The following is a 19,557-nucleotide window of genomic DNA, read 5'->3' as shown; positions in this document are numbered from 1 at the left end:
ACAAATTAATGTCCGAATCCGAATCCATCACCAAAGCAACCACCCCGGAACAAAGCCCGGAGCGGCCAATAATTGGCACTTGGCTTAAATAGCACCCTGTTGAGTTCTCAAAGAACAAGCACACACCTTGCTGGTGTCCCACATTGTGGGATCCCGCTCGGGGCAACTCATCCAACTTACCCGGTCTGTCGCTCCGTGTCAAGCGAATCTTTCCCGATTTTTCAGGATCGATTTGCATCCATGTCGCGGCTTCCCAGCCCGAACACACCACAGCTACGTCAGCAGCTAGATCAGTTCGGAAGAACCTGCAACCCGGCCGGCGGTCACTTCCGAGATTTTCTCTCGGCGGACTCATCCGCCCGGCTCGTTGCCGGCTCGAAGAACATTACCCGGTCGGTTTCGCGAGCGCAAGTCCCGCACCACCCAGATGTCCCGCGTTTCCCGGACTTCGACTTGAGCTCTTCGCTCGCCGCTTTTGTCCGTTCCGCGCTGGCAGAGAGAACATTACGCAAACGCTGGGCGACCATGCAAATCGGGGTGGTGCGGCCCCCGTCACATTAGACCTGAGCTGGGAAAACAGTCCCTGCAACGGCACCGAGTTCGATGTCTGCCACCCGGGCGCGCAAAACGACGGTGTCGCCGTCGGCCAGAAACGCGCGTTCCTCGCCCTTGACCAGGACCGGCTCCCGGCCGCCCCACGTCAGTTCCAGGAACGAGCCCACCTGGGCACGCTCCGGTCCCGACACCGTGCCGGAGGCGAACAGGTCGCCGGTACGCAGGCTCGCGCCGTTGACGGTCAGGTGCGCCAGCTGCTGCGCCGGCGTCCAGTACATGGTCCGGAACGGCGGGCTCGCCACCGTGGTCTCGTTCCACTCGACGGTGATGGCGAGGTCGAGCGCCCGGCGGTCGTCGTCGAGATACGGCAGCACCGGCGGGTCCTGCACCGGAGCCGCGGTCCAGGCCTGCTCGCCGAAGGCGGCCAGCGGCGTGATCCACGCCGACACCGAGGTCGCGAAGGACTTGCCCAGGAACGGGCCGAGCGGTTGGTACTCCCACGCCTGGATGTCGCGGGCCGACCAGTCGTTGACCAGCACCACGCCGAACACGTGGTCGGCGAAGCGCTGCCACGGCACCGGCTCGCCGAGGGTGGACCCGACCCCGACCACGAAACCGACTTCAGCCTCGATGTCCAGGCGCCGGCACGGGCCGAAATCACCGGCGGCGCGCTGACCGCTGGGGCGTACCACCGGCGTGCCGCTGACCACGACGGTGCCCGCGCGGCCGTGATAGCCGATGGGCAGGTGTTTCCAGTTGGGCAGCAGGGCCGCCTGGCCGGGCCGGAAGATCTGGCCGACGTTCGAGGCGTGGTTCTCGGAGGAGTAGAAGTCGACGTAGTCGGCAACGGTCCAGGCCAGCACGTTGGTGACGGTCGCGAGCGGGAGCAGCAACGGCTCGACCGCGCCCTGGTGGGCCGGGTCGCCGAGCAGCTCCGTCAACCGGGCCCGGACCGCCGACCAGTGCGCCGGACCCAGCGCCAGGAACGCGTCCAGGTTCGGCGCTCGCAGGCTGTCCCCGGCGAGAATCAATCCGGCGGCCTCCGCGGCGCCCAAATCAAAAGCAAAATCACCGATGCGTACGGCACACCGGGCCTGCCCCTCGGACGCCACGACGACGCCGTACGGAAGGTGGTTCAGGTCGTAGCCGCTGCCGACGGCGCCGGGCACCCAGGTCATGCCTTCTCCTTGCTTGCGATCGACGTGCGCGCTCAAGCGCGTCCGTCCAGAAGTCCGAGTTTTTGCAGGTCCGCCAGTGGTTCCGGAATGCTGCAGGTGCCGAAGCCGACCCACAGCGGCCGCTGGCGGGTGCGGCGCGAGCGCACCGCTTCGATGAGAGTCAGCGGCTGGGTGGTGGCCAGCAGCCCGGCGACCTCGGTCACCTCCACCCCCTCCGCGGCGGCGCACGCGGCGGCCAGCACGTTGAGGAAGCCGTGGTGGGTGAAGCCGGTCTCGGGGTCGGTGTGCCGGATCGCGTGGTGCAGCCCGGCGGTGAGCTTGAACGGCAGCTCGCGCTCGTGGCACGCGATGATCACCGCGGCCAGCTCCATCGGCGTGGGGAACAGCTCGGCCGCCAGGCCGCCGGTGCGGAACTTCGCGGACACCGCCAGCCCGGTCGCGCGGGCCTGCGCGAGCACGTCGAGCGCGGCCAGCAGTCCCCAGGCGAGCGGGATCTCCGCGTATCCGCGCACCCCGCTGTCGCGTACCCGGTGCAGGAAGCCGTGCAGGGCGGGTGACGGGTCCTCGCCGCGGCGCGCCATGGCGGCCTCGACCTGGACGGTCCGGACGCCGGCGGGCGGCGTCGCGAAGCAGTCGGCCGTCGGCCCGTCGGCGATGACGCCGACCGCCAACTCCTCGCCCTCCGCCACGAGCGGGCCGAGGTCGGCCAGTTGGGAGGCGGGCACCAGGAGCGGGCCGACGAGCTGCGCGTACCAGGCACGGCGGTGTTCGCGGTGGGCTGCCACGGCGTCGGACAGCGTGGCGTTGCCGGGCGGGAAGACCGCGGCGTCGTCGAGCAGCTGGGCCAGCAGCGGTGGCGTTGACATGATCAGTCAATCTAGTGGACGCTACATAGAGCGGACAAGACTGTCCGATTATCGGACGGATCTCTTCGTAAAGTGGACACCGCTCCTAAAAGCGACACTGGAGGTTGGCCATGCCGTACTACCGCAGCGTCGGTGAGGTCCCGCGGAAACGGCACACGCAGTTCCGCAAGCCCGACGGCGGCCTCTACGCCGAGGAACTGATGGGGCAGGAGGGCTTCTCCTCCGACTCCTCGCTGCTCTACCACCGGCACGCGCCGACCGCGATCGTGGCGGCCGAGGAGTTCGACCCGCCCGCCTGGACCAGGCTGCCGAACCGCCCTCTCAAGCCCCGCCATCTGCAGACCCACAAGCTGGACCAGTCCGGCGCCGACGCCGTGCTCGGCCGGCAGCACCTGCTCGCCAACGACGACTGCCGCATCTCGTACGTGCTCGCCGACACCCCGTCGCCGCTGTACCGCAACGCGATCGGCGACGAGTGCCTCTACGTCGAGGCCGGCCGGCTGCGCGTGGAGTCGGTGTTCGGCGTGCTGGAGGTCACCGCCGGCGACTACGTCGTCGTGCCCACCTCGGTGGTGCACCGCCTGGTCCCGCTGGAGCCGACCCGGCTGCTGGTCATCGAGGCCACCGGGCACATCGGGCCGCCGAAGCGCTACCTGTCCGTACGCGGTCAGTTCCTGGAGCACTCCCCCTACTGCGAGCGCGACCTGCGGGGCCCCGACGAGCCGCTGCTCGTCGACGGCAGCGACGTCGAGGTGCTGGTGCAGCACCGTCGCGGTTGGACCCGGCATGTGTACGCCCAGCACCCGTTCGACGTCGTGGGCTGGGACGGGTGCCTCTACCCGTGGGCGTTCTCGATCCACGACTTCGAGCCGATCACCGGCCGGCTGCACCAGCCGCCGCCGGTGCACCAGACCTTCCAGGGTCCGAACTTCGTGATCTGTTCCTTCGTGCCGCGCAAGGTGGACTACCACCCGCTCGCCATCCCCGTGCCGTACAACCACCACAACGTCGACTCCGACGAGATGCTCTTCTACACCGGTGGCGACTACGAGGCGCGGCGCGGCTCCGGCATCGGCCAGGGTTCGATCTCGCTGCACCCGTCCGGGTTCACCCACGGGCCGCAGCCGGGTGCGGCCGAGCGTTCGATCGGGGCGGAGCGCTTCGACGAGCTGGCCGTCATGGTGGACACCTTCCGCCCGTTGGACCTGTGCGAACCTGCACTCGCCTGCGAAGACCCCGGGTACGCCTGGACGTGGTCGGGTCGCGCCCCGGGGTGACCCGCAGGCTCGGCCTTTACGACCTCGCCGAGAGGGACGGTGCGGGAAATCGGGCGGCAGTCCGCCGTCGTTCCCGCATCGTCTCATCCGGTCTACGGCTGAGCGGATCGAGGACCCTGGGGATCGGGGTGCACCAGCGCCACCGCGATCGCGGCGAGGCCCTCGCCGCGGCCGGTGAGACCGAGCCCGTCGGTGGTGGTGCCGGACACGGTCACGGGGGCGCCCGCGGCAGCCGAGAGCACCTGCTGCGCCTCGTCCCGTCGCTTACCGATCTTGGGAGCCACCCCGATGACCTGGATCGAGATGTTGCCGACCGCGTAACCGGCGGCGCGTACGCGGCGGGCGGCCTCGGCCAGCAGCACGACGCCGGCCGCACCGGACCACTCCGGGCGGTCGGTGCCGAAGTTCGCGCCGAGATCGCCCAGTCCGGCCGCGCTGAACAGGGCGTCGCAGGCGGCATGCGCGGCGACGTCGGCGTCGGAGTGCCCGGCCAGGCCCGGCGCGTCGGGCCAGTGCAGGCCCGCGACCCAACACGGTCGGGTCTCGTCGAACGCGTGCACATCCGTGCCGATACCGACTCTCACCGGCTCGCCTCCTCGATCATCACGGCGCCAGGGCAGCGGCACACCGCCGCACCCTGCCATAAGGTCATGATCGACTCACGGGGAGGGGGTGGGCGGCCAGGAGCGATTCGGCGATGAGGAGGTCCAGGGGGCGGGTGATCTTCAGGGCCAGGTCGCTGCCGGGGACGCAATGGACCTTGTGGCCGAGGCGCTCGACCATGCCCGCGTCGTCGGTGTGCTCGTCGACGGCCTCGGCGTGGGCGCGAACCAGCGTTGCCCGGGGGAAGCCCTGCGGGGTCTGGATCACGCGCAGCGGGGCGCGGTCGACGGTCTCCAGGACGTGCTCGCCGGCGTCCACCCGCTTGATCGTGTCGACCACGGGCAGGGCGGGCACCACGGCGGCCGCGCCGGACCGGACCGCGGCGGCGACGGCCTCGACCAGCTCAGGCGGGGTCAGCGCGCGGGCGGCGTCGTGCACCAGCACGACCTCGATGGACTCGGGCACGACGGCCAGGGCCGCGGCCACCGACTGCTGCCGGGTGGCCCCGCCGGGCACCACGACGGCCCCGGGCACCAGCGCGCGGACCGCGTCCACGTCGCCGGGCGGCGCGGCGATGACGATCATCGCCACCGAAGGCGCCATGGCGAGCCGGCGGCACGCGTGCACCAGCAGCGGCTCGCCGGCCAGCTCGCGCAGGGCCTTGGGGGTTCCGCCGCCGAGGCGCACGCCCATGCCCGCCGCGGGAACGAGAACCGCGACGTCCTTGCGCCGAACAGGCGCAGGAACGTCGCGGCTATCGATATCAGATGACACTGCCGTTGTGCGGGTCACGCCTCGGCGAGCACCTTGTCCAGGAGAACCTCGGCTCCGTCCTTGGTGCTCTTCTCGGCGAGCGCGACCTCACCGACGAGGATGTCCCGAGCCTTGGCGAGCATCCGCTTCTCCCCCGCCGACAGACCACGCTCACGCTCACGGCGCCAGAGGTCACGCACGACCTCCGCCACCTTGAGCGGGTTACCCGAGGCGAGCTTCTCGAGATTCGCCTTGTAGCGCCGCGACCAGTTGGTCGGCTCCTCGGTGTGCGGGGCGCGGAGGACGTCGAAAACCTTGGACAGGCCCTCTTCGCCAACCACCTCACGCACGCCGACGATCTCGGCGTTCTCGGCGGGCACCCGCACCGTCAGGTCGCCTTGAGCGACCCGAAGGACGAGGTAAAGCTTCTCCTCGCCCTTGATGGTGCGGGTCTCGATAGCCTCGATGAGTGCGGCCCCGTGGTGGGGGTAGACAACGGTCTCGCCGACACTGAAATCCATAGGTACGAAACCCCTTTCGCTGTGTCTAGGGTAACACGGGCGTGCCGTGCAGTCCCAGCCCGTCTTGCACAGTTAGCGCAGCTCACCCCCGTTGTGAGCCGTATTTCTTCTGCTTGACACAGCTCAGCAACGCTTCTTCCGCTACTCTGAGTGACCTTTTCTGCACTCATTGGCGTCTGTGGCACCGGATGTCCGCATCGCGAACAGTCCTCAATCTCCTCCGACACGCCACTAGCGTGAGTCTGTAGGACGCGGGACAGTAGAGAGACGCGGTGCTGAACGCGCGAGGAGCCGGCGATGGGCACGCTGGGGAACGGCCTTCCGGACCTCCCGCCCGAGTGGGGAGAGGTCGTCATTCCCGATGACCCCGCTGAGCTGGCCGAAGAGGCGGAGCGGGTCCGGGACGAACTGCGGGCCGAAGCCCGGGCCGCGCGACGGGCGGCCTGGCGCGCGCGCTGGCGCAGACGCCTGCACCTGCCCGAGCGCATCGACGATCCTGATCAGCCGTCGCTCGTGCTGCCGCTGATCGTGCTCGCCATCGCCGTGGTGATCACCTTGCTGAGCCTGCTGCTCATCGCCTGGCCCGGCCTGACCGGGGGAACCCCAGAGACGCCGCAGCCCGGCCCGCCTGTGCGGCCGGCCGTCTCCGCGCCGGCGGCCACGTCCCCGCCCTCGTCGCCGAGCGTCTCGCTGCCACCGACCCCGCACCCGCCCGGCACCTAGGACGGCGTCGCGCCCGGCGGCAGCCGCACCGCCTGTACGCGCACCCATGCCGCGCCCGCGGGCCCCAGCCCGGTCAGCGTCACGCGCACGGTTCCTGCGGTGCCGAGGGGATTCACGTACGGGTAGCGCGAGTTGCAGGTGTGCTCCACCTGGTACCAGTTCCCCTCCTCGGCGACCTCCACCCGGAGCATGATCTCCCCGGCGCAGACGACCCGCAGCTCGGTGAGCCCGGACAGGGACACGTCGGCCGTCGACTTGTCGCCGCCCGCCAGCCAGCTGTCGAACAGCGTCCGCGCCGCGCGGTCGGCGGGCAGCCCGGTCTGGGCCTGGAGGCGCCACTGGTCCGGCCCACCGGGCGCGCGCTTGTCCAGCACCCGCCACGCGCCGACCGCACCACCGGCTCCCTCGACCGACATCGTGATCTGCAGCTGTCCGGCGTCCTTCGGCAGCAGCAGCGGCTCCGGCGGGTACGCGACCTCCAGCGAGCACTTCGCGTCGACCGCCGAGACGGTGCGGCCGTCGGCGGCGGCCACCGTGACCCGCATCGTGCCCGCGTCGCCGACGCAGACCGCGTGCAGCTCGAAGGCGCCGTGCGGGAGTTTCACCGGGTGCGCCGCCGGCTGCCCCGAGGACAGCTCCAGCGGCGGCTGGACAGCCACCACGCTGCTGTTCAGGCGGTCCGCCCACAAGCCCGCCAGCTCGTCGACCGCGGCCTGCCACGACGGCGAGGGCGACGGCTGCGGCTGCGGCTGCGGGACCGGCCGGGGCGGCTCCGCGCCCGCGGACCGCCACCACCAACCGCCCGCGATCAGCAGCGCCACCACGGCCAGCGAGGCGACGGCAGCGCCACGACCACGTCTGTTGTCCACGGTCGGCGACGATAACGGTGACGCGCGACACTGACCAGATGTCACCACTGGGTCTGCTGCGCGCCTGCCACCCCCTGCCAGCCCTCGCCGTCACCGTCTTCGGCGGCCTGCTGGCGGTCGGCATGGGCCACACTCCGGCCGGCGTCGCGGCGGTCATGGCGACGGTGGCGCTGAGCCAGCTGTCGGTCGGCTGGGCCAACGACGCGATCGACGCCGCGCGCGACGCGGCCGTGGGGCGGGCCGACAAGCCGCTGGCCGGGGACCCGGCGGGCCGCCGTACCGTCGCCGTCGCGGCCGTGGTGGCAGCCGCCGCGACCATCGCCGCCTGCCTGTGGTGGGGCTGGCCCGCCGGGGCGTGGTTCGCGGTCGCCGTGCTCTCCGCCCACCTGTACAACTGGCCGCTCAAGGCCACGGCCTGGTCGGTCGTGCCCTACCTGGTGTCCTTCGCCTGCCTGGTGATCTTCATCAGCACCGCGCTGCCCGGCGCGCCCTTCCCGCCCGGCTGGCTGGTCGCCGCGGCGGCGCTGCTGGCGGGCGCGGCACACCTGCTCAACGCGGTGCCCGACCTCGCCGACGACGCGGCCACCGGGATCCGCGGCCTGCCCCAGCGGCTGGGCGCCCGGCGCAGCCTCGTCGCGGCGTCCGGGCTGCTGCTGGCGGCGACGCTCACCCTGCTGGCCGGGGCCCGGCCGCCGCTGTGGGCCGGGGCCGGTGCGCTGCTCACGGCCGTCGTCCTGATCGTCGTCGGCTGGTACGCGGCACCGCGCGCCGCCTTCCGCGCCCTGCTCGCCGTCGCGGCCGTGGACCTCGCCCTGCTGGTGCTCGGCGGCGCACTGTGATCGGCGGCGGGTCGGCTGCGGAGCCTCGATCGGCGGACACTACGCTGAGCCCGTGACTCGCTCGATCACCAAGCTCCTGGCCGGCGGTGCCGCCGCCGCTGCCCTGGCCCTGACCGGCTGCAGCGCCGGCATGAACTCGCAGACCGCCGACCAGGTGGCGGCCGTGCCCGGCTTCAGCCTGACCGTGCCGGGCCCGAACGGCGGCAGCGTCGCACTCCGCGACGCGATGATCGCCTACGCCGGCCTGACCGGCTACGCACAGGGCGCGACCGCGCCGCTGCAGCTGCGCATCTTCAACGACACCGAGCAGCCGATCACGCTCGACAAGTTCGAGTCCAACGACGCGGCCGCCGTGAAGCTGGCCTCGGCCGCCGACCTGAAGCCGAGCCCGAGCCCGGCCGCGGAGTCGCCGAGCCCCGCGGCGAGCAAGTCGCCGAAGGCGGCCGGCAGCCCGTCTCCCGGCGCGGAGACCAGCCCGGCACCGGCGACCAGCCCCAGCCCGGCCGCCGCGCCCCCGGCGAAGCTGACCATCCCGCCGGCCGGCTACCTGGAGCTGACCCCGGGCAGCGGCCAGTTCCTCGCCCTGACCGGGCTCAAGAAGCCGGTGGCCAACGGCGAGGGCGTGCACCTGAAGCTGACGTTCTCCAACGGCGTGGTCCTGGAGACCCTGCCCGGCACCGTGGTGCCGCTCGCGCCGCCGCTGAGCCCGCAGCCGCGCCTGCCCATCACGGCGCCGCCGACCCGCCCCGGCACCGAGGGCGACGGCCACTGACCCGGTAGTCGCCGTCCCGGCGGCCCGCCTGTCCGGCGGACCCCGGCGGCCTCCCTACCACCGTCACACCCACGGGGTAGGTTGCGCACGTGACAGTGCGCAGCACCTCGAAGACGGCGAAGCCCGCACGCCCCGGATACGTCTGTGACGCGTGCGGGCATCAGCCTCCCAAGTGGTTCGGCCGCTGCCCCGAATGCGGCGAGTGGGGCTCGGTCATCGAGGCCTCGGCCGGCCCGGCCCTCGGCGCGATGCGCAACGTGGCCCCCCGCGCCCCCGGCGAACCCGCCCGGCCCATCGCCACCATCTCCGCCGTGCCAGCCCGTGCCGTGGCCACCGGCGTCAGCGAACTCGACCGTGTGCTCGGCGGCGGCCTCGTGCCCGGCTCGGTCGTGCTGCTGGCCGGCGAGCCCGGCGTCGGCAAGTCGACGCTGCTGCTCGACGTGGCCCAGCAGTGGGCGGCCGGGGCCGGCAGCCCTTCCCTCATCGTCAGCGGCGAGGAGTCCGTCAGCCAGGTCCGGCTGCGCGCCGAGCGCATGAACACCCTGCACGAGCAGCTCTACCTGGCCGCCGAGACCGACCTGGCCGCGGTGCTCGGCCACCTCGACGCGGTCAAGCCCGGCCTGCTCGTGCTCGACTCCGTGCAGACCATCGCCGCCCCCGGCAACGACGGCGTGCCCGGCGGCGTCACCCAGGTCCGGGCGGTCACCGCCGCGCTGGTCGCCGTCGCCAAGGAGCGCAACATCGCGACCGTGCTGGTCGGCCACGTCACCAAGGACGGCAGCGTGGCGGGTCCCCGCGTGCTGGAGCACCTGGTCGACGTGGTGCTGCACTTCGAGGGCGACAAGCACTCCTCGCTGCGCCTGGTCCGCGGGCTGAAGAACCGCTTCGGGGCCGCCGACGAGGTCGGCTGCTTCGAGATGAACGAGAGCGGCATCACCTCGCTGCCCGACCCGTCGGGGCTGTTCCTCACCCGGTATGCCGAGCCGGTGCCGGGCACCTGCGTCACCGTCGCCATGGAAGGCCGCCGTGCCCTGGTCACCGAGGTGCAGGCGCTGATCGGGGCAACCGTCGCCGGCTCGCCGCGGCGCACCGTGTCCGGCCTCGACTCGGCCCGGCTCGCCATGGTGCTGGCCGTGCTGCAGCGGCGCACCGAGCGGATGGCGCTGCACGACAAGGAGGTGTTCGCCGCCACGGTCGGCGGCATCCGGGTCGTCGAGCCCGCCGCGGACCTGGCCGTCGCGCTGGCGGTCGCCTCCGCCGGGCTCAACCTGTCCATGTCGCCCCGGCTCGCGGCCATCGGTGAGGTAGGTCTCACGGGTGAGGTGCGGCGCGTCGGCGCGGTCCCCCGGCGCCTGGCCGAGGCGGTTCGGCTCGGCTTCAAATACGCTCTGGTACCGACTGGTTGCGGTCCGTCGTCAACGGGCACCCCGGCCGGGGAGCTACGGGTCGAAGAGGTGTCCGATCTGCGTACGGCACTGCACTGGGCTGCACGGTTGTCCGCTGAGTGACGCTTCCACCACGGGCCGCCGTGTGCTCTTCGGCGGCCCCCGTAGAATGTGCCCGTGCCGATCGATCGCGACACCACCTGGAACACCGCCGCAGTCGGCGGTGATCCGTTGCGCGCCACCCTGGCACGGGTAGCTCCGGGCACGCCACTGCGCGACAGCCTCGAGCGCATCCTGCGCGGCCGGACCGGCGCCCTCATCGTCCTCGGGTACGACAAACTCATCGAGACCCTGGCCACCGGCGGATTCCCGCTCGACGTCGAGTTCTCCGCCACGCGCCTGCGCGAGCTGTGCAAGATGGACGGCGCCGTCGTGCTCTCCGCCGACGGCACCCGCATCCTGCGCGCCGCCGTGCACCTGATGCCCGACGCCTCCATCCCCACCGAGGAGTCCGGCACCCGGCACCGCACCGCCGAGCGCGTCTCCAAGCAGAGCGGCTACCCGGTCATCTCGGTCAGCCAGTCGATGCACATCATCGGCGTCTACGTGGCCGGCCAGCGACACACCCTGGACGATTCCGGACAGATACTGTCCCGGGCAAACCAGGCCCTGGCCACCCTCGAGCGCTACAAGCTGCGCCTCGACGAGGTCAGCGGCACCCTCTCCGCCCTGGAGATCGAGGACCTGGTCACCGTCCGCGACGCCCTGGCCGTAGTGCAGCGCCTCGAGATGGTCCGCCGCATCTCCGACGAGATCGCCGGCTACGTCGTAGAACTCGGCACCGACGGCCGCCTCCTCTCCCTCCAGCTCGACGAGATGATGGCCGGCGTAGACGCCGACCGCACCCTCGTCATCCGCGACTACCTCCCCATGAACCGCAAGACCAGGACCGTCGACGAGGCCCTCGTCGAACTGGACCTGCTCACGGCCAGCGAGCTCATCGACCTCGTCTCGGTCGCCAAGGCCATGGGCTACCCCGCCTCCACCGAGGCCCTCGACGCGGCCGTAAGCCCCCGCGGCTTCCGCCTCCTGGCCCGCGTACCCCGACTGCCCGGCGCCATAGTCGACCGCCTCGTCGACCACTTCGGCAGCCTCCAGCGCCTCCTGGGCGCCACCGTCGAGGACCTCCAGGCCGTCGACGGTGTCGGCGACGCTCGGGCTCGTGGCGTCCGTGAAGGTCTCTCCCGTCTCGCCGAGACGTCGATTCTTGAGCGTTACGTCTAGGCCGTGACTGCGTAGCGTTCCGCGGGGGTTGGGGTCGAGCGCTGGGGCCGCAAAGAGCGCGGCCTTTTACGCGCTCGACCCCAACCCCCGCTCCACGCACCCTCACAAAGTAACCAGGTAAAAAGGCACCCTTTTCCCACAAAGCGACAGCCTCCCCACCCCACCCAAGTAACCGGCTCAGGGCGCAACAGAGGACGGCTCACCCCCCGGCGAAGCGCACCACGGCGAACAGGGTGTTCGGGTGTCCGGGTGTTCGGGGACGTGGGTTCGCGGCTTCACGGGTGGTGGCTACGCGTTGCTCCGGGAACGGCCTGTGTGCCGGTAAGGCTGTCGCTCTATCCCTAGGCAGCCCACCCCACCTAGCCCACCGCCGGGCGTGCAACTACGGCGAGGAGCGGAGCCGGGGGAATGCTCGCAGGCGCGTAAAAGGCCGCGCTCTTTGCGGCCCCAGCGCCAAGAGCATTCCCCCGGCGCAGCGACCCCCGACCGCAACCACCTACGTAAGCTTCAAAGTCACAGAAGCCGAGATCGCCGTCCCGACCCGCGCATACAGCCGATACTCCCCCACAGCAGGAACCGGCCCATCCGGCACCCGCTTAATCGACTTCTCACAAGCCGAACTCGAATGCCCGTTCCACACCACCGTGTACGACCGCTCATGCGCCGGCGGGAACGACCGCACCTCATGCCCCCGCGGCCCCCCGCAGTCATCACTCGACCACACCTTCTCCGTGCTCTTCAGAATCCGCAGCTCCTGAAGATCGGCACCGACGTCCCGCGTGCACGTCCGGTTCGAGGTGTTCTTGATGAGCAGCGTGATGAGCAGGTCGTTGCCGCGCTTGAGCGTCGCCTGCGCCGGCTTCGCGGTCACCTTGATCTCAGCGTCCGTGCAGGCGTTCGGGTCGTTCTCACCGTCGCCCTCGCCTTGCCCTTCGCCCTCGGCGTCCGGGCTGGGGGACGGCGGCAGTTCGGACACCGGCGTGATGACGCTGTCGCTCGGCGACGCCGACGGGCTCGGGCCGGGTTGCCCCGCGGCCGACGCCGGTGACACTCCCGCGCTGGCGGCCGTGCCGTTGGCGGACGGTTGCTGGGCGCCGCCGCTGCCGGTGCCCCGCACCATCAGGGTGATCATGAGAACGGCAACCAGCAGCGCGCCGAGCACCATGGCGCGGCGTCGCCAGTAGACGGCTGCGGGCAGCGGACCCACTATCAGTCTCATGATGTGCTCACGCTAGCGCCCACGATCACGACACGCACGACGCGACACGCTCAGTGCGCGAACTCCGTGTCACAGATAGACTTTCCGCTGATAGATCGCGTGCGCTCCGCTCACCTTGTCCAAAAAGAGCAGTCCGTTGCAGTGGTCGATCTCGTGCTGGAGCGCGCGGGCCTCGAAGGCATCGGTGGTGATCGTCACCTTCCGGCCGCTGCCAGGCAGTTCGCCGGTGACCACGATGCGCCCGGCTCGTTTGACGTCGCCGGTGAGGTCGGGCACGGACATGCAGCCCTCCCGGCCCGGGCGCCACCGGCTGGCCTCCACGATCACGGCGTTGGCCAGTACGAACGCACCGTGCACGGTGGCCGCCTTGGGGTGGTCGGTGACGTCGACGGCGAACAGCTGCACGCCGACGCCGACCTGCGGGGCGGCGAGCCCGACGCAGCCCGGCGACACGGCCATGGTCGCGACGAGGTCGGCAGCCAGCGCCACCACCTGCGGGTCGGTCGGGTCCACAGCCTCACCGACGCGGCTCAGCACCGGTTCCGGCGCGGTGACGACGGGCAGCACCCGGCCCGCGCCGAGCGCCGTGATGTCCCAGCCTTCGATGCTCACGCCGCCTCCTCGCCACCCGTTGTGCGGGTGTTCCGCCCGCTCATAAGACGTCCGCCCCGGCCGGGCGCAGGTTGACCTCGATGCCGAGTTCCCCGGCGACGTGTGCGAGGCGCTCGGTCAGCTTCCCCGGCACGCCTTCGGGCAGGTCGACCTCGGCGACGAGCAGGTACAGCGGTCCGACCAGGCGGGTGGACAGGTCGGTGATGTTGCCGCCGGCGTCGGCGACGACGCGGGTCACCGCCGCGACGATGCCGAGCCGGTCGGCGCCGTGCACGCTCAGCAGGTACGGCAGGCCGCCGTTGTGGCCGGACTCGTCCGGGCCGACGTTGCGCACCGTCACCAGCAGCTGGCCGTCCGCGGACAGCGGCAGCAGGGCCGCCTCGACCTCGGTCGCGCTGGCCTGCGCGGTGCAGATCAGGGTCATCGCGAAGTGGCCGCGCAGCCGCGTCATCGTGGAGTCGGTGAGGTTCGCGCCGAGCCTGGCCAGCGCCTCGGCGACATCGGCGACGATCCCGGTGCGGTCCGGTCCGATCACGGTGACGGCCAGCTCGGCCCCGTGCACGTCAGTCATGCCTTCTCCTCGCTGCGCTCGCCGATGGGCAACCGACGCCGTGACTCGCTCGCTTCTGCGGGCATTGTGCACCAGTAGGGTGGAGCGCATGTCCGAACTCGCCTCACTGACCACTGCGTGGTACGACGCCAACGCGCGTGACCTGCCGTGGCGGGAGCCGGACATCGGCGCCTGGCCGGTGTTGATCAGCGAGTTCATGCTGCAGCAGACGCCCGTCGTGCGGGTGCTGCCGGTGTGGCGGGAGTGGGTGGCCCGCTGGCCCGGGCCCGCGGATCTCGCCGCGGAGGTTTCCGGTGAGGCGATCCGGGCCTGGGGGCGGCTGGGCTACCCCCGGCGGGCGATGCGGCTGCACGCGTGCGCCACGGCCCTCGTGGACCGGCACGGCGGCGAGGTCCCGCGGCGGCTGGACCAGATGCTGGCGCTGCCGGGCGTCGGGGACTACACGGCCCGGGCGGTGCTGGCGTTCGCGTACGGGCAGCGCCATCCGGTGGTGGACACGAACGTGCGCCGGGTGGCGGCGCGGGCGGTGCGCGGCCTGCCCGACGCCGGCGCGGCCACCACCCCGGCGGACCTCGCCCTGGTCGAATCGCTGCTGCCGCAGGCCGAGCCGGCGGCGGCGCGGGCCAGTGCGGCGCTGATGGAACTGGGCGCGGTGCTGTGCACGGCGCGTACGCCCCGGTGTGAGGCCTGCCCGCTGCGGGAGCAGTGCGCGTGGCGGCGCTCGGGTGCGGCCCTGCCGGCGGGTCCGTCCCGCAAGCCGCAGCGCTACGCGGGCACCGACCGGCAGGTGCGCGGGCTGCTGCTGGCCGTGCTGCGGCACGCGTCGGGACCGGTGGCGAAGCCGGCGCTGGACGTGGTGTGGCCGGATGCGGTGCAGCGGGAGCGGGCCCTGGACAGCCTGCTGGCCGACGGGCTCGTGGTGCCCCGCGGGGAACGTTTCAGCCTGCCCGGGCGTGTTCCCGCCGATTTCTGACTCCGTCTCGAGCTTTCCGTGGTATTGCGGATTCACTCAGCCTGGATAGAGTCCGGGCGTGGCCCCCACCCCCCTCCGCCGCGCCGTCGCCGTGATCCTGCTGACCGCCTTCCTCGCGCCTGCCGCGTGCAAGAGCGCCGGCCCGGACCCGATTTTCGCCGGTCCCGAGAGCAGCTCCACGCCGACGGCGTCGCCGAGCCCCAGCCCCAGCGCCTCACCCAGCCCGTCGGTGCAGCCGTCGCCCGCGGGGTTCAAGACGCTGCAGTGGTACCTGGACCGGGTGCCCGAGTTCCCGGCGGCGCCGGCCCCGCAGCGGGTGAAGCTGACCGAGAGCGCCTCGGCGATGTGGCTGTCGCGGGTGCCGACCACGAACAAGGTCGCCTTCATCACCATCGACGACGGCGCGCTGTCGCGTAAGCCCGAGGTCATCGAGTTCATCCGGCAGGCGAAGATCCCGGTGACGATGTTCCTCAACTCCCCGGCGGCCACCAAGTACACGCCGTACTTCAAGGCGATCCAGGAGGCGGGCGGCATGGTGGAGAACCACACCATCACGCACACCTCGCTGAAGGGGAAGTCGTACGAGTTCCAGAAGAAGGAGATCTGCGGGTCGGCGGACAAGCTGGCGCAGCTGTTCGGCCGCCGGCCGACGCTGTTCCGGCCGCCGTTCGGCAACAAGGACGCCACCACGTTGAAGGCCGCGCACGACTGCGGGGCGCAGGCGGCGTTCTTCTGGACGCAGACGGTCGACAAGGGCATCGTGCGTTACCAGACGGCGCAGAAGGTGGTGAAGCCCGGCGACGTGCTGCTCATGCACTTCCGGCCGGCGCTGATGGACGACCTGCTGGGCGCCCTGAACGCGATCCACAAGTCCGGGCTGACCCCGGCCCTGCTCGAGGACTACGTCGGCTGATCCGGCCTGGGACAAACGAAAGGGGCACCGCTCGCGCGGTGCCCCTTTCGTTTGTGCGTCCTCGTTATGCGGCGGCGTCGCTGCCGACCGGCTCGGCGGGGGCCTCGGGGGCCTCCGGGGCGGGCGCCGCCTTCTGCGACGCCGTGAAGGTCAGCTTGGCCGTCTCGATCTGCTCCGGGTCGCCCTCGCAGTCGACCAGCACGTGCTGGCCCGGCTTGAGCTCCTGGAACAGGATCCGCTCGCTGAGCGTGTCCTCCAGCTCGCGCTGGATGGTCCGGCGCAGCGGCCGGGCGCCCAGGACCGGGTCGTAGCCCTTCTTCGCCAGGTACTTCTTGGCGCTGTCGGTCAGCTCCAGGCCCATGTCCTTGTTGCGCAGCTGGGACTCGATCCGCTTGATCATGATGTCCACGATCGAGAGGATCTCCACCTCGCCGAGCTGGTGGAAGACGATGGTGTCGTCGATGCGGTTCAGGAACTCCGGGCGGAAGTGCTGCTTCAGCTCGTCGTTGACCTTCTGCTTCATCCGCTCGTAGTTCGACTCGGCGTCCTCCGACTTCTGGAAGCCCAGCGACACGGCCTTCGCCACGTCACGGGTGCCCAGGTTGGTGGTCAGGATGATCACCGTGTTCTTGAAGTCCACGATGCGGCCCTGACCGTCGGTGAGCCGACCGTCTTCCAGGATCTGCAGCAGGGTGTTGAAGACGTCCGGGTGAGCCTTCTCGATCTCGTCGAAGAGGACCACCGAGAACGGCCGGCGGCGCACCTTCTCGGTCAGCTGGCCGCCCTCGTCGTAACCGACGTATCCGGGCGGCGCGCCGACCAGGCGGGACACCGTGTACCGGTCGTGGAACTCGGACATGTCGAGCTGGATCAGCGCGTCCTCGCTGCCGAACAGGAACTCGGCGAGCGTCTTGGACAGCTCGGTCTTACCGACACCCGAAGGGCCGGCGAAGATGAACGAGCCGGACGGGCGCTTCGGGTCCTTGAGACCGGCCCGGGTGCGCCGGATCGCCTTGGAGACGGCCTTGACCGCGTCCGACTGGCCGACGACGCGCTTGTGCAGCTCGTCCTCCATGCGCAGCAGGCGCGAGGTCTCCTCCTCGGTCAGCTTGTACACCGGGATGCCGGTCCAGTTCGCCAGGACCTCGGCGATCTGCTCGTCGTCCACCTCGCTGACGACGTCCAGGTCACCGGCCTTCCACTGCTTCTCCCGCTCGCCCTTCTGGCCGAGGAGCTGCTTCTCCTTGTCGCGCAGCTGCGCGGCCCGCTCGAAGTCCTGCGCATCGATCGCGGACTCCTTGTCGCGGCGCACCTGGGCGATCTTCTCGTCGAAGTCGCGCAGGTCCGGCGGCGCGGTCATGCGGCGGATACGCATCCGGGCGCCGGCCTCGTCGATCAGGTCGATCGCCTTGTCCGGCAGGAAGCGGTCGGAGATGTACCGGTCGGCCAGGTTCGCCGCCGCGACCAGGGCCGCGTCGGTGATGGTCACCCGGTGGTGCGCCTCGTAGCGGTCACGCAGGCCCTTGAGCATCTCGATGGTGTGCGCCACCGAGGGCTCGCCGACCTGGATCGGCTGGAAGCGCCGCTCCAGCGCGGCGTCCTTCTCCAGGTGCTTGCGGTACTCGTCGAGCGTGGTCGCGCCGATGGTCTGCAGCTCGCCGCGGGCCAGCATCGGCTTGAGGATGCTGGCGGCGTCGATCGCGCCCTCGGCGGCGCCCGCGCCGACCAGGGTGTGGATCTCGTCGATGAACAGGATGATGTCGCCGCGGGTGCGGATCTCCTTGAGCACCTTCTTCAGGCGCTCCTCGAAGTCACCGCGGTAGCGCGAACCGGCCACCAGCGCGCCGAGGTCAAGCGTGTAGAGCTGCTTGTCCTTCAGCGTCTCGGGCACCTCGCCCTTGACGATCTTCTGGGCCAGGCCCTCGACCACGGTGGTCTTGCCGACGCCAGGCTCACCGATCAGCACCGGGTTGTTCTTGGTGCGGCGGGACAGCACCTGCATGACCCGCTCGATCTCCTTCTCCCGGCCGATCACGGGGTCGAGCTTGCCCTCCCGTGCCGACTGGGTCAGGTTGCGCCCGAACTGGTCCAGCACGAGGCTGGTGGACGGCGCGGCCTCACCGGTGGCGGCGCCGGCCGCGGCCGGCTCCTTGCCCCCCTGGTAGCCCGAGAGAAGCTGGATGACCTGCTGGCGCACCCGGTTGAGGTCGGCGCCGAGCTTCACCAGCACCTGGGCCGCGACGCCTTCGCCCTCGCGGATCAGACCGAGCAGGATGTGCTCGGTGCCGATGTAGTTGTGGCCGAGCTGCAGCGCTTCGCGCAGGGACAGCTCAAGCACCTTCTTGGCCCGCGGCGTGAACGGGATGTGCCCGCTCGGCGCCTGCTGGCCCTGGCCGATGATCTCCTCTACCTGCTGGCGCACGCCCTCCAGCGAGATGCCGAGACTTTCCAGCGCCTTCGCCGCGACGCCCTCACCCTCGTGGATGAGGCCGAGCAGGATGTGCTCCGTGCCGATGTAGTTGTGGTTGAGCATCCTGGCCTCTTCTTGGGCCAGGACGACCACCCGACGCGCCCGGTCGGTGAACCGCTCGAACATTCCCGCTCCTCACCTACGCCTCAGTTCCTCGAGAACTCCTGCCGGAGATCCGCGGCGGCGAAGCTGTTTCACTCACTCTAACGCCAGACCCCGACCATGTCGGCCCGCCGGAAACGCTCGTCCGGTCACCGTTGGGTAACCATCAGGTCGCTTACCGTCGACTTGAAAGCGGAGGAAACAGGGCATCTGCCCCAGCAAACCGCCGACGTGGCTGGCATCAGAGCCAACCTTGCCTCGCTCGCGGCTGTTCCGCATCCAGGACCGCTACGCGCACAGCGAAATATCGGTGTCCACATCCTGGTGCGTCCGCCCGATGCGGTGCTCCGGACATGAAAAACGGTACGACGCGAAGGAAGTACACAACCTACGCGTCGTACCGTAAATCCGGCGCAAGCCGCACATCTCACAACAGAAGCTAGCGGAGGCCGGCGGCGTAGTACGCCTCGATCACCTTTGCCGGCACCCGACCCCGGTCGTTGACGTCCTTGCCCTGATCCTTGGCCCACTCGCGCACCCGCTGGTTGAAGGCACGCTGCTCGGCCGCGGTCGGCGCCTTCGCCTTGGGGGCGGCGGCGGGTCCACGACGGCCGCTCTCCTTGCGCGCGGCAGCCAGGAACGGTGCCAGCGCCAGAGCCAACTTGTCATGGTTCGCCGGTCCGAGATCGATCTCGTAATTGGCGCCTTCGAATCCGAATCTCACACTGCGGACGTCGCCCTCGGAACCATCGAGGTCGTCCGCCAGCACCACAATCTCGCGCCTGGCCATACGGTCATCCTTTCTCGCCGCCCAGGATCCTCCCCGTCAGTCGAGGGCGTGCCATGAATTCATAGGGAAGCGCTCGCCAGGATAGCCACTCATTGACAGCGGATCAATTCCGGCGTGACCCCATTATTCGGCATAGCATCACCGGGCGCGGCGCAAAGTCGGACAGCCAGCGGGTCGATTATCCTCTGACAAGGGAAAACGGATTCGCAGCGCCATTGCAGAAAACGCCGAGGCGCGGTGGATACCGGTTCCAGCGACCCGGACGCACGGCATACGCCGCGA

Annotated in this window: 19 protein-coding genes; 8 read left to right on the top strand and 11 right to left on the bottom strand. The window is 70.6% G+C overall.

The window, feature by feature from the left end; genetic code table 11:
* Positions 1-557: 557 nt before the first annotated feature.
* Positions 558-1,733, bottom strand: coding sequence for a fumarylacetoacetase (gene fahA, locus F9C41_RS36190; protein ID WP_155391344.1), 1,176 nt, complete (start codon positions 1,731-1,733; stop codon positions 558-560).
* Between the two features lie 32 nt (positions 1,734-1,765).
* On the bottom strand, positions 1,766-2,599 hold the full coding sequence (locus F9C41_RS36185; RefSeq protein WP_155391343.1) for a hypothetical protein: 834 nt from the start codon (positions 2,597-2,599) through the stop codon (positions 1,766-1,768).
* Positions 2,600-2,709: 110 nt separating this feature from the next.
* Between F9C41_RS36185 and F9C41_RS36180 the strand changes: the two genes are divergently transcribed.
* Complete coding sequence (locus tag F9C41_RS36180) at positions 2,710-3,876, top strand: homogentisate 1,2-dioxygenase (protein WP_155391342.1); 1,167 nt, start codon at positions 2,710-2,712, stop codon at positions 3,874-3,876.
* A 92-nt stretch (positions 3,877-3,968) separates the two neighbouring features.
* Here F9C41_RS36180 and ispF read toward each other — a convergent pair whose 3' ends face one another.
* From ispF to F9C41_RS36165, 3 genes are all read right to left on the bottom strand, one after another.
* Positions 3,969-4,460, bottom strand: a complete 492-nt coding sequence (gene ispF, locus F9C41_RS36175; protein ID WP_230690266.1) for a 2-C-methyl-D-erythritol 2,4-cyclodiphosphate synthase — start codon at positions 4,458-4,460, stop codon at positions 3,969-3,971.
* 64 nt (positions 4,461-4,524) lie between these two features.
* Entirely contained in the window at positions 4,525-5,241 is a 717-nt protein-coding gene (gene ispD / locus F9C41_RS36170; protein WP_269059022.1) for a 2-C-methyl-D-erythritol 4-phosphate cytidylyltransferase, read from the bottom strand.
* A 26-nt stretch (positions 5,242-5,267) separates the two neighbouring features.
* Entirely contained in the window at positions 5,268-5,753 is a 486-nt protein-coding gene (locus tag F9C41_RS36165; RefSeq protein WP_120317389.1) for a CarD family transcriptional regulator, read from the bottom strand.
* A gap of 297 nt (positions 5,754-6,050) precedes the next feature.
* On the opposite strand from F9C41_RS36165, the gene F9C41_RS36160 reads away from it, so the two are divergent.
* Positions 6,051-6,476, top strand: coding sequence for a hypothetical protein (locus F9C41_RS36160; protein WP_155391339.1), 426 nt, complete (start codon positions 6,051-6,053; stop codon positions 6,474-6,476).
* On the opposite strand, the gene F9C41_RS36155 is transcribed toward F9C41_RS36160, so the two are convergent.
* Complete coding sequence (locus F9C41_RS36155; RefSeq protein WP_155391338.1) at positions 6,473-7,345, bottom strand: DUF6023 family protein; 873 nt, start codon at positions 7,343-7,345, stop codon at positions 6,473-6,475. The genes F9C41_RS36160 and F9C41_RS36155 overlap by 4 nt on opposite strands.
* 38 nt (positions 7,346-7,383) lie before the next feature.
* On the opposite strand from F9C41_RS36155, the gene F9C41_RS36150 reads away from it, so the two are divergent.
* The 4 genes from F9C41_RS36150 (at position 7,384) to disA (ending at position 11,625) form a co-directional block, all read left to right on the top strand.
* The gene (locus F9C41_RS36150) at positions 7,384-8,184 is read left to right on the top strand and encodes a UbiA family prenyltransferase (RefSeq protein ID WP_155391337.1); all 801 of its coding nucleotides are present in this window, start codon (positions 7,384-7,386) and stop codon (positions 8,182-8,184) included.
* A 52-nt stretch (positions 8,185-8,236) separates the two neighbouring features.
* On the top strand, positions 8,237-8,956 hold the full coding sequence (locus F9C41_RS36145) for a copper chaperone PCu(A)C (protein WP_155391336.1): 720 nt from the start codon (positions 8,237-8,239) through the stop codon (positions 8,954-8,956).
* An 89-nt stretch (positions 8,957-9,045) separates the two neighbouring features.
* Complete coding sequence (gene radA, locus F9C41_RS36140; RefSeq protein WP_155391335.1) at positions 9,046-10,464, top strand: DNA repair protein RadA; 1,419 nt, start codon at positions 9,046-9,048, stop codon at positions 10,462-10,464.
* Between the two features lie 54 nt (positions 10,465-10,518).
* Positions 10,519-11,625 carry a DNA integrity scanning diadenylate cyclase DisA gene (disA, locus tag F9C41_RS36135; protein WP_407924771.1) on the top strand — a complete coding sequence of 369 codons (1,107 nt, stop codon included), beginning with the start codon at positions 10,519-10,521 and terminating at the stop codon, positions 11,623-11,625.
* A 496-nt stretch (positions 11,626-12,121) separates the two neighbouring features.
* On the opposite strand, the gene F9C41_RS36130 is transcribed toward disA, so the two are convergent.
* From F9C41_RS36130 to F9C41_RS36120, 3 genes are all read right to left on the bottom strand, one after another.
* Complete coding sequence (locus F9C41_RS36130) at positions 12,122-12,844, bottom strand: hypothetical protein (RefSeq protein WP_155391333.1); 723 nt, start codon at positions 12,842-12,844, stop codon at positions 12,122-12,124.
* A 69-nt stretch (positions 12,845-12,913) separates the two neighbouring features.
* Complete coding sequence (gene def / locus F9C41_RS36125; RefSeq protein WP_155391332.1) at positions 12,914-13,456, bottom strand: peptide deformylase; 543 nt, start codon at positions 13,454-13,456, stop codon at positions 12,914-12,916.
* Positions 13,457-13,496: 40 nt separating this feature from the next.
* Entirely contained in the window at positions 13,497-14,027 is a 531-nt protein-coding gene (locus F9C41_RS36120; RefSeq protein ID WP_155391331.1) for a glycine cleavage system transcriptional repressor, read from the bottom strand.
* Positions 14,028-14,115: 88 nt separating this feature from the next.
* Between F9C41_RS36120 and F9C41_RS36115 the strand changes: the two genes are divergently transcribed.
* Together F9C41_RS36115 and F9C41_RS36110 are read left to right on the top strand one after the other, a co-directional pair.
* Positions 14,116-15,000 carry an HhH-GPD family protein gene (locus tag F9C41_RS36115; protein ID WP_155391330.1) on the top strand — a complete coding sequence of 295 codons (885 nt, stop codon included), beginning with the start codon at positions 14,116-14,118 and terminating at the stop codon, positions 14,998-15,000.
* 58 nt (positions 15,001-15,058) lie between these two features.
* Positions 15,059-15,913: a polysaccharide deacetylase family protein gene (locus F9C41_RS36110; RefSeq protein WP_155391329.1), complete on the top strand. Its 855-nt coding sequence runs from the start codon at positions 15,059-15,061 to the stop codon at positions 15,911-15,913.
* Between the two features lie 64 nt (positions 15,914-15,977).
* Here the strand turns inward: F9C41_RS36110 and F9C41_RS36105 are convergent, their stop codons facing one another.
* Positions 15,978-18,509 (bottom strand): ATP-dependent Clp protease ATP-binding subunit, encoded by a 2,532-nt coding sequence (locus F9C41_RS36105; RefSeq protein WP_155391328.1) that lies wholly within the window; start codon positions 18,507-18,509, stop codon positions 15,978-15,980.
* A 415-nt stretch (positions 18,510-18,924) separates the two neighbouring features.
* On the bottom strand, positions 18,925-19,275 hold the full coding sequence (locus F9C41_RS36100) for a histone-like nucleoid-structuring protein Lsr2 (RefSeq protein ID WP_120317401.1): 351 nt from the start codon (positions 19,273-19,275) through the stop codon (positions 18,925-18,927).
* Between the last annotated feature and the right edge of the window lie 282 nt (positions 19,276-19,557).

It is taken from the genome of Catellatospora paridis, from assembly GCF_009720365.1.
Classification (GTDB): Bacteria; Actinomycetota; Actinomycetes; order Mycobacteriales; family Micromonosporaceae; genus Catellatospora; species Catellatospora paridis.
This window is presented reverse-complemented; position numbering and strand designations above follow the sequence as displayed.

Excerpts from the sequence above, each read along its gene's own strand:
- fahA (WP_155391344.1), bottom strand. The coding sequence starts at position 1,733 with ATGACCTGGGTGCCCGGCGCCGTCGGCAGCGGCTACGACCTGAACCAC.
- F9C41_RS36105 (WP_155391328.1), bottom strand. The coding sequence starts at position 18,509 with ATGTTCGAGCGGTTCACCGACCGGGCGCGTCGGGTGGTCGTCCTGGCC.
- F9C41_RS36185 (WP_155391343.1), bottom strand. The coding sequence starts at position 2,599 with ATGTCAACGCCACCGCTGCTGGCCCAGCTGCTCGACGACGCCGCGGTC.
- F9C41_RS36130 (WP_155391333.1), bottom strand. The coding sequence starts at position 12,844 with ATGAGACTGATAGTGGGTCCGCTGCCCGCAGCCGTCTACTGGCGACGC.
- F9C41_RS36115 (WP_155391330.1), top strand. The coding sequence starts at position 14,116 with ATGTCCGAACTCGCCTCACTGACCACTGCGTGGTACGACGCCAACGCG.
- F9C41_RS36150 (WP_155391337.1), top strand. The coding sequence starts at position 7,384 with ATGTCACCACTGGGTCTGCTGCGCGCCTGCCACCCCCTGCCAGCCCTC.
- F9C41_RS36165 (WP_120317389.1), bottom strand. The coding sequence starts at position 5,753 with ATGGATTTCAGTGTCGGCGAGACCGTTGTCTACCCCCACCACGGGGCC.
- F9C41_RS36100 (WP_120317401.1), bottom strand. The coding sequence starts at position 19,275 with ATGGCCAGGCGCGAGATTGTGGTGCTGGCGGACGACCTCGATGGTTCC.
- F9C41_RS36120 (WP_155391331.1), bottom strand. The coding sequence starts at position 14,027 with ATGACTGACGTGCACGGGGCCGAGCTGGCCGTCACCGTGATCGGACCG.
- F9C41_RS36160 (WP_155391339.1), top strand. The coding sequence starts at position 6,051 with ATGGGCACGCTGGGGAACGGCCTTCCGGACCTCCCGCCCGAGTGGGGA.
- F9C41_RS36180 (WP_155391342.1), top strand. The coding sequence starts at position 2,710 with ATGCCGTACTACCGCAGCGTCGGTGAGGTCCCGCGGAAACGGCACACG.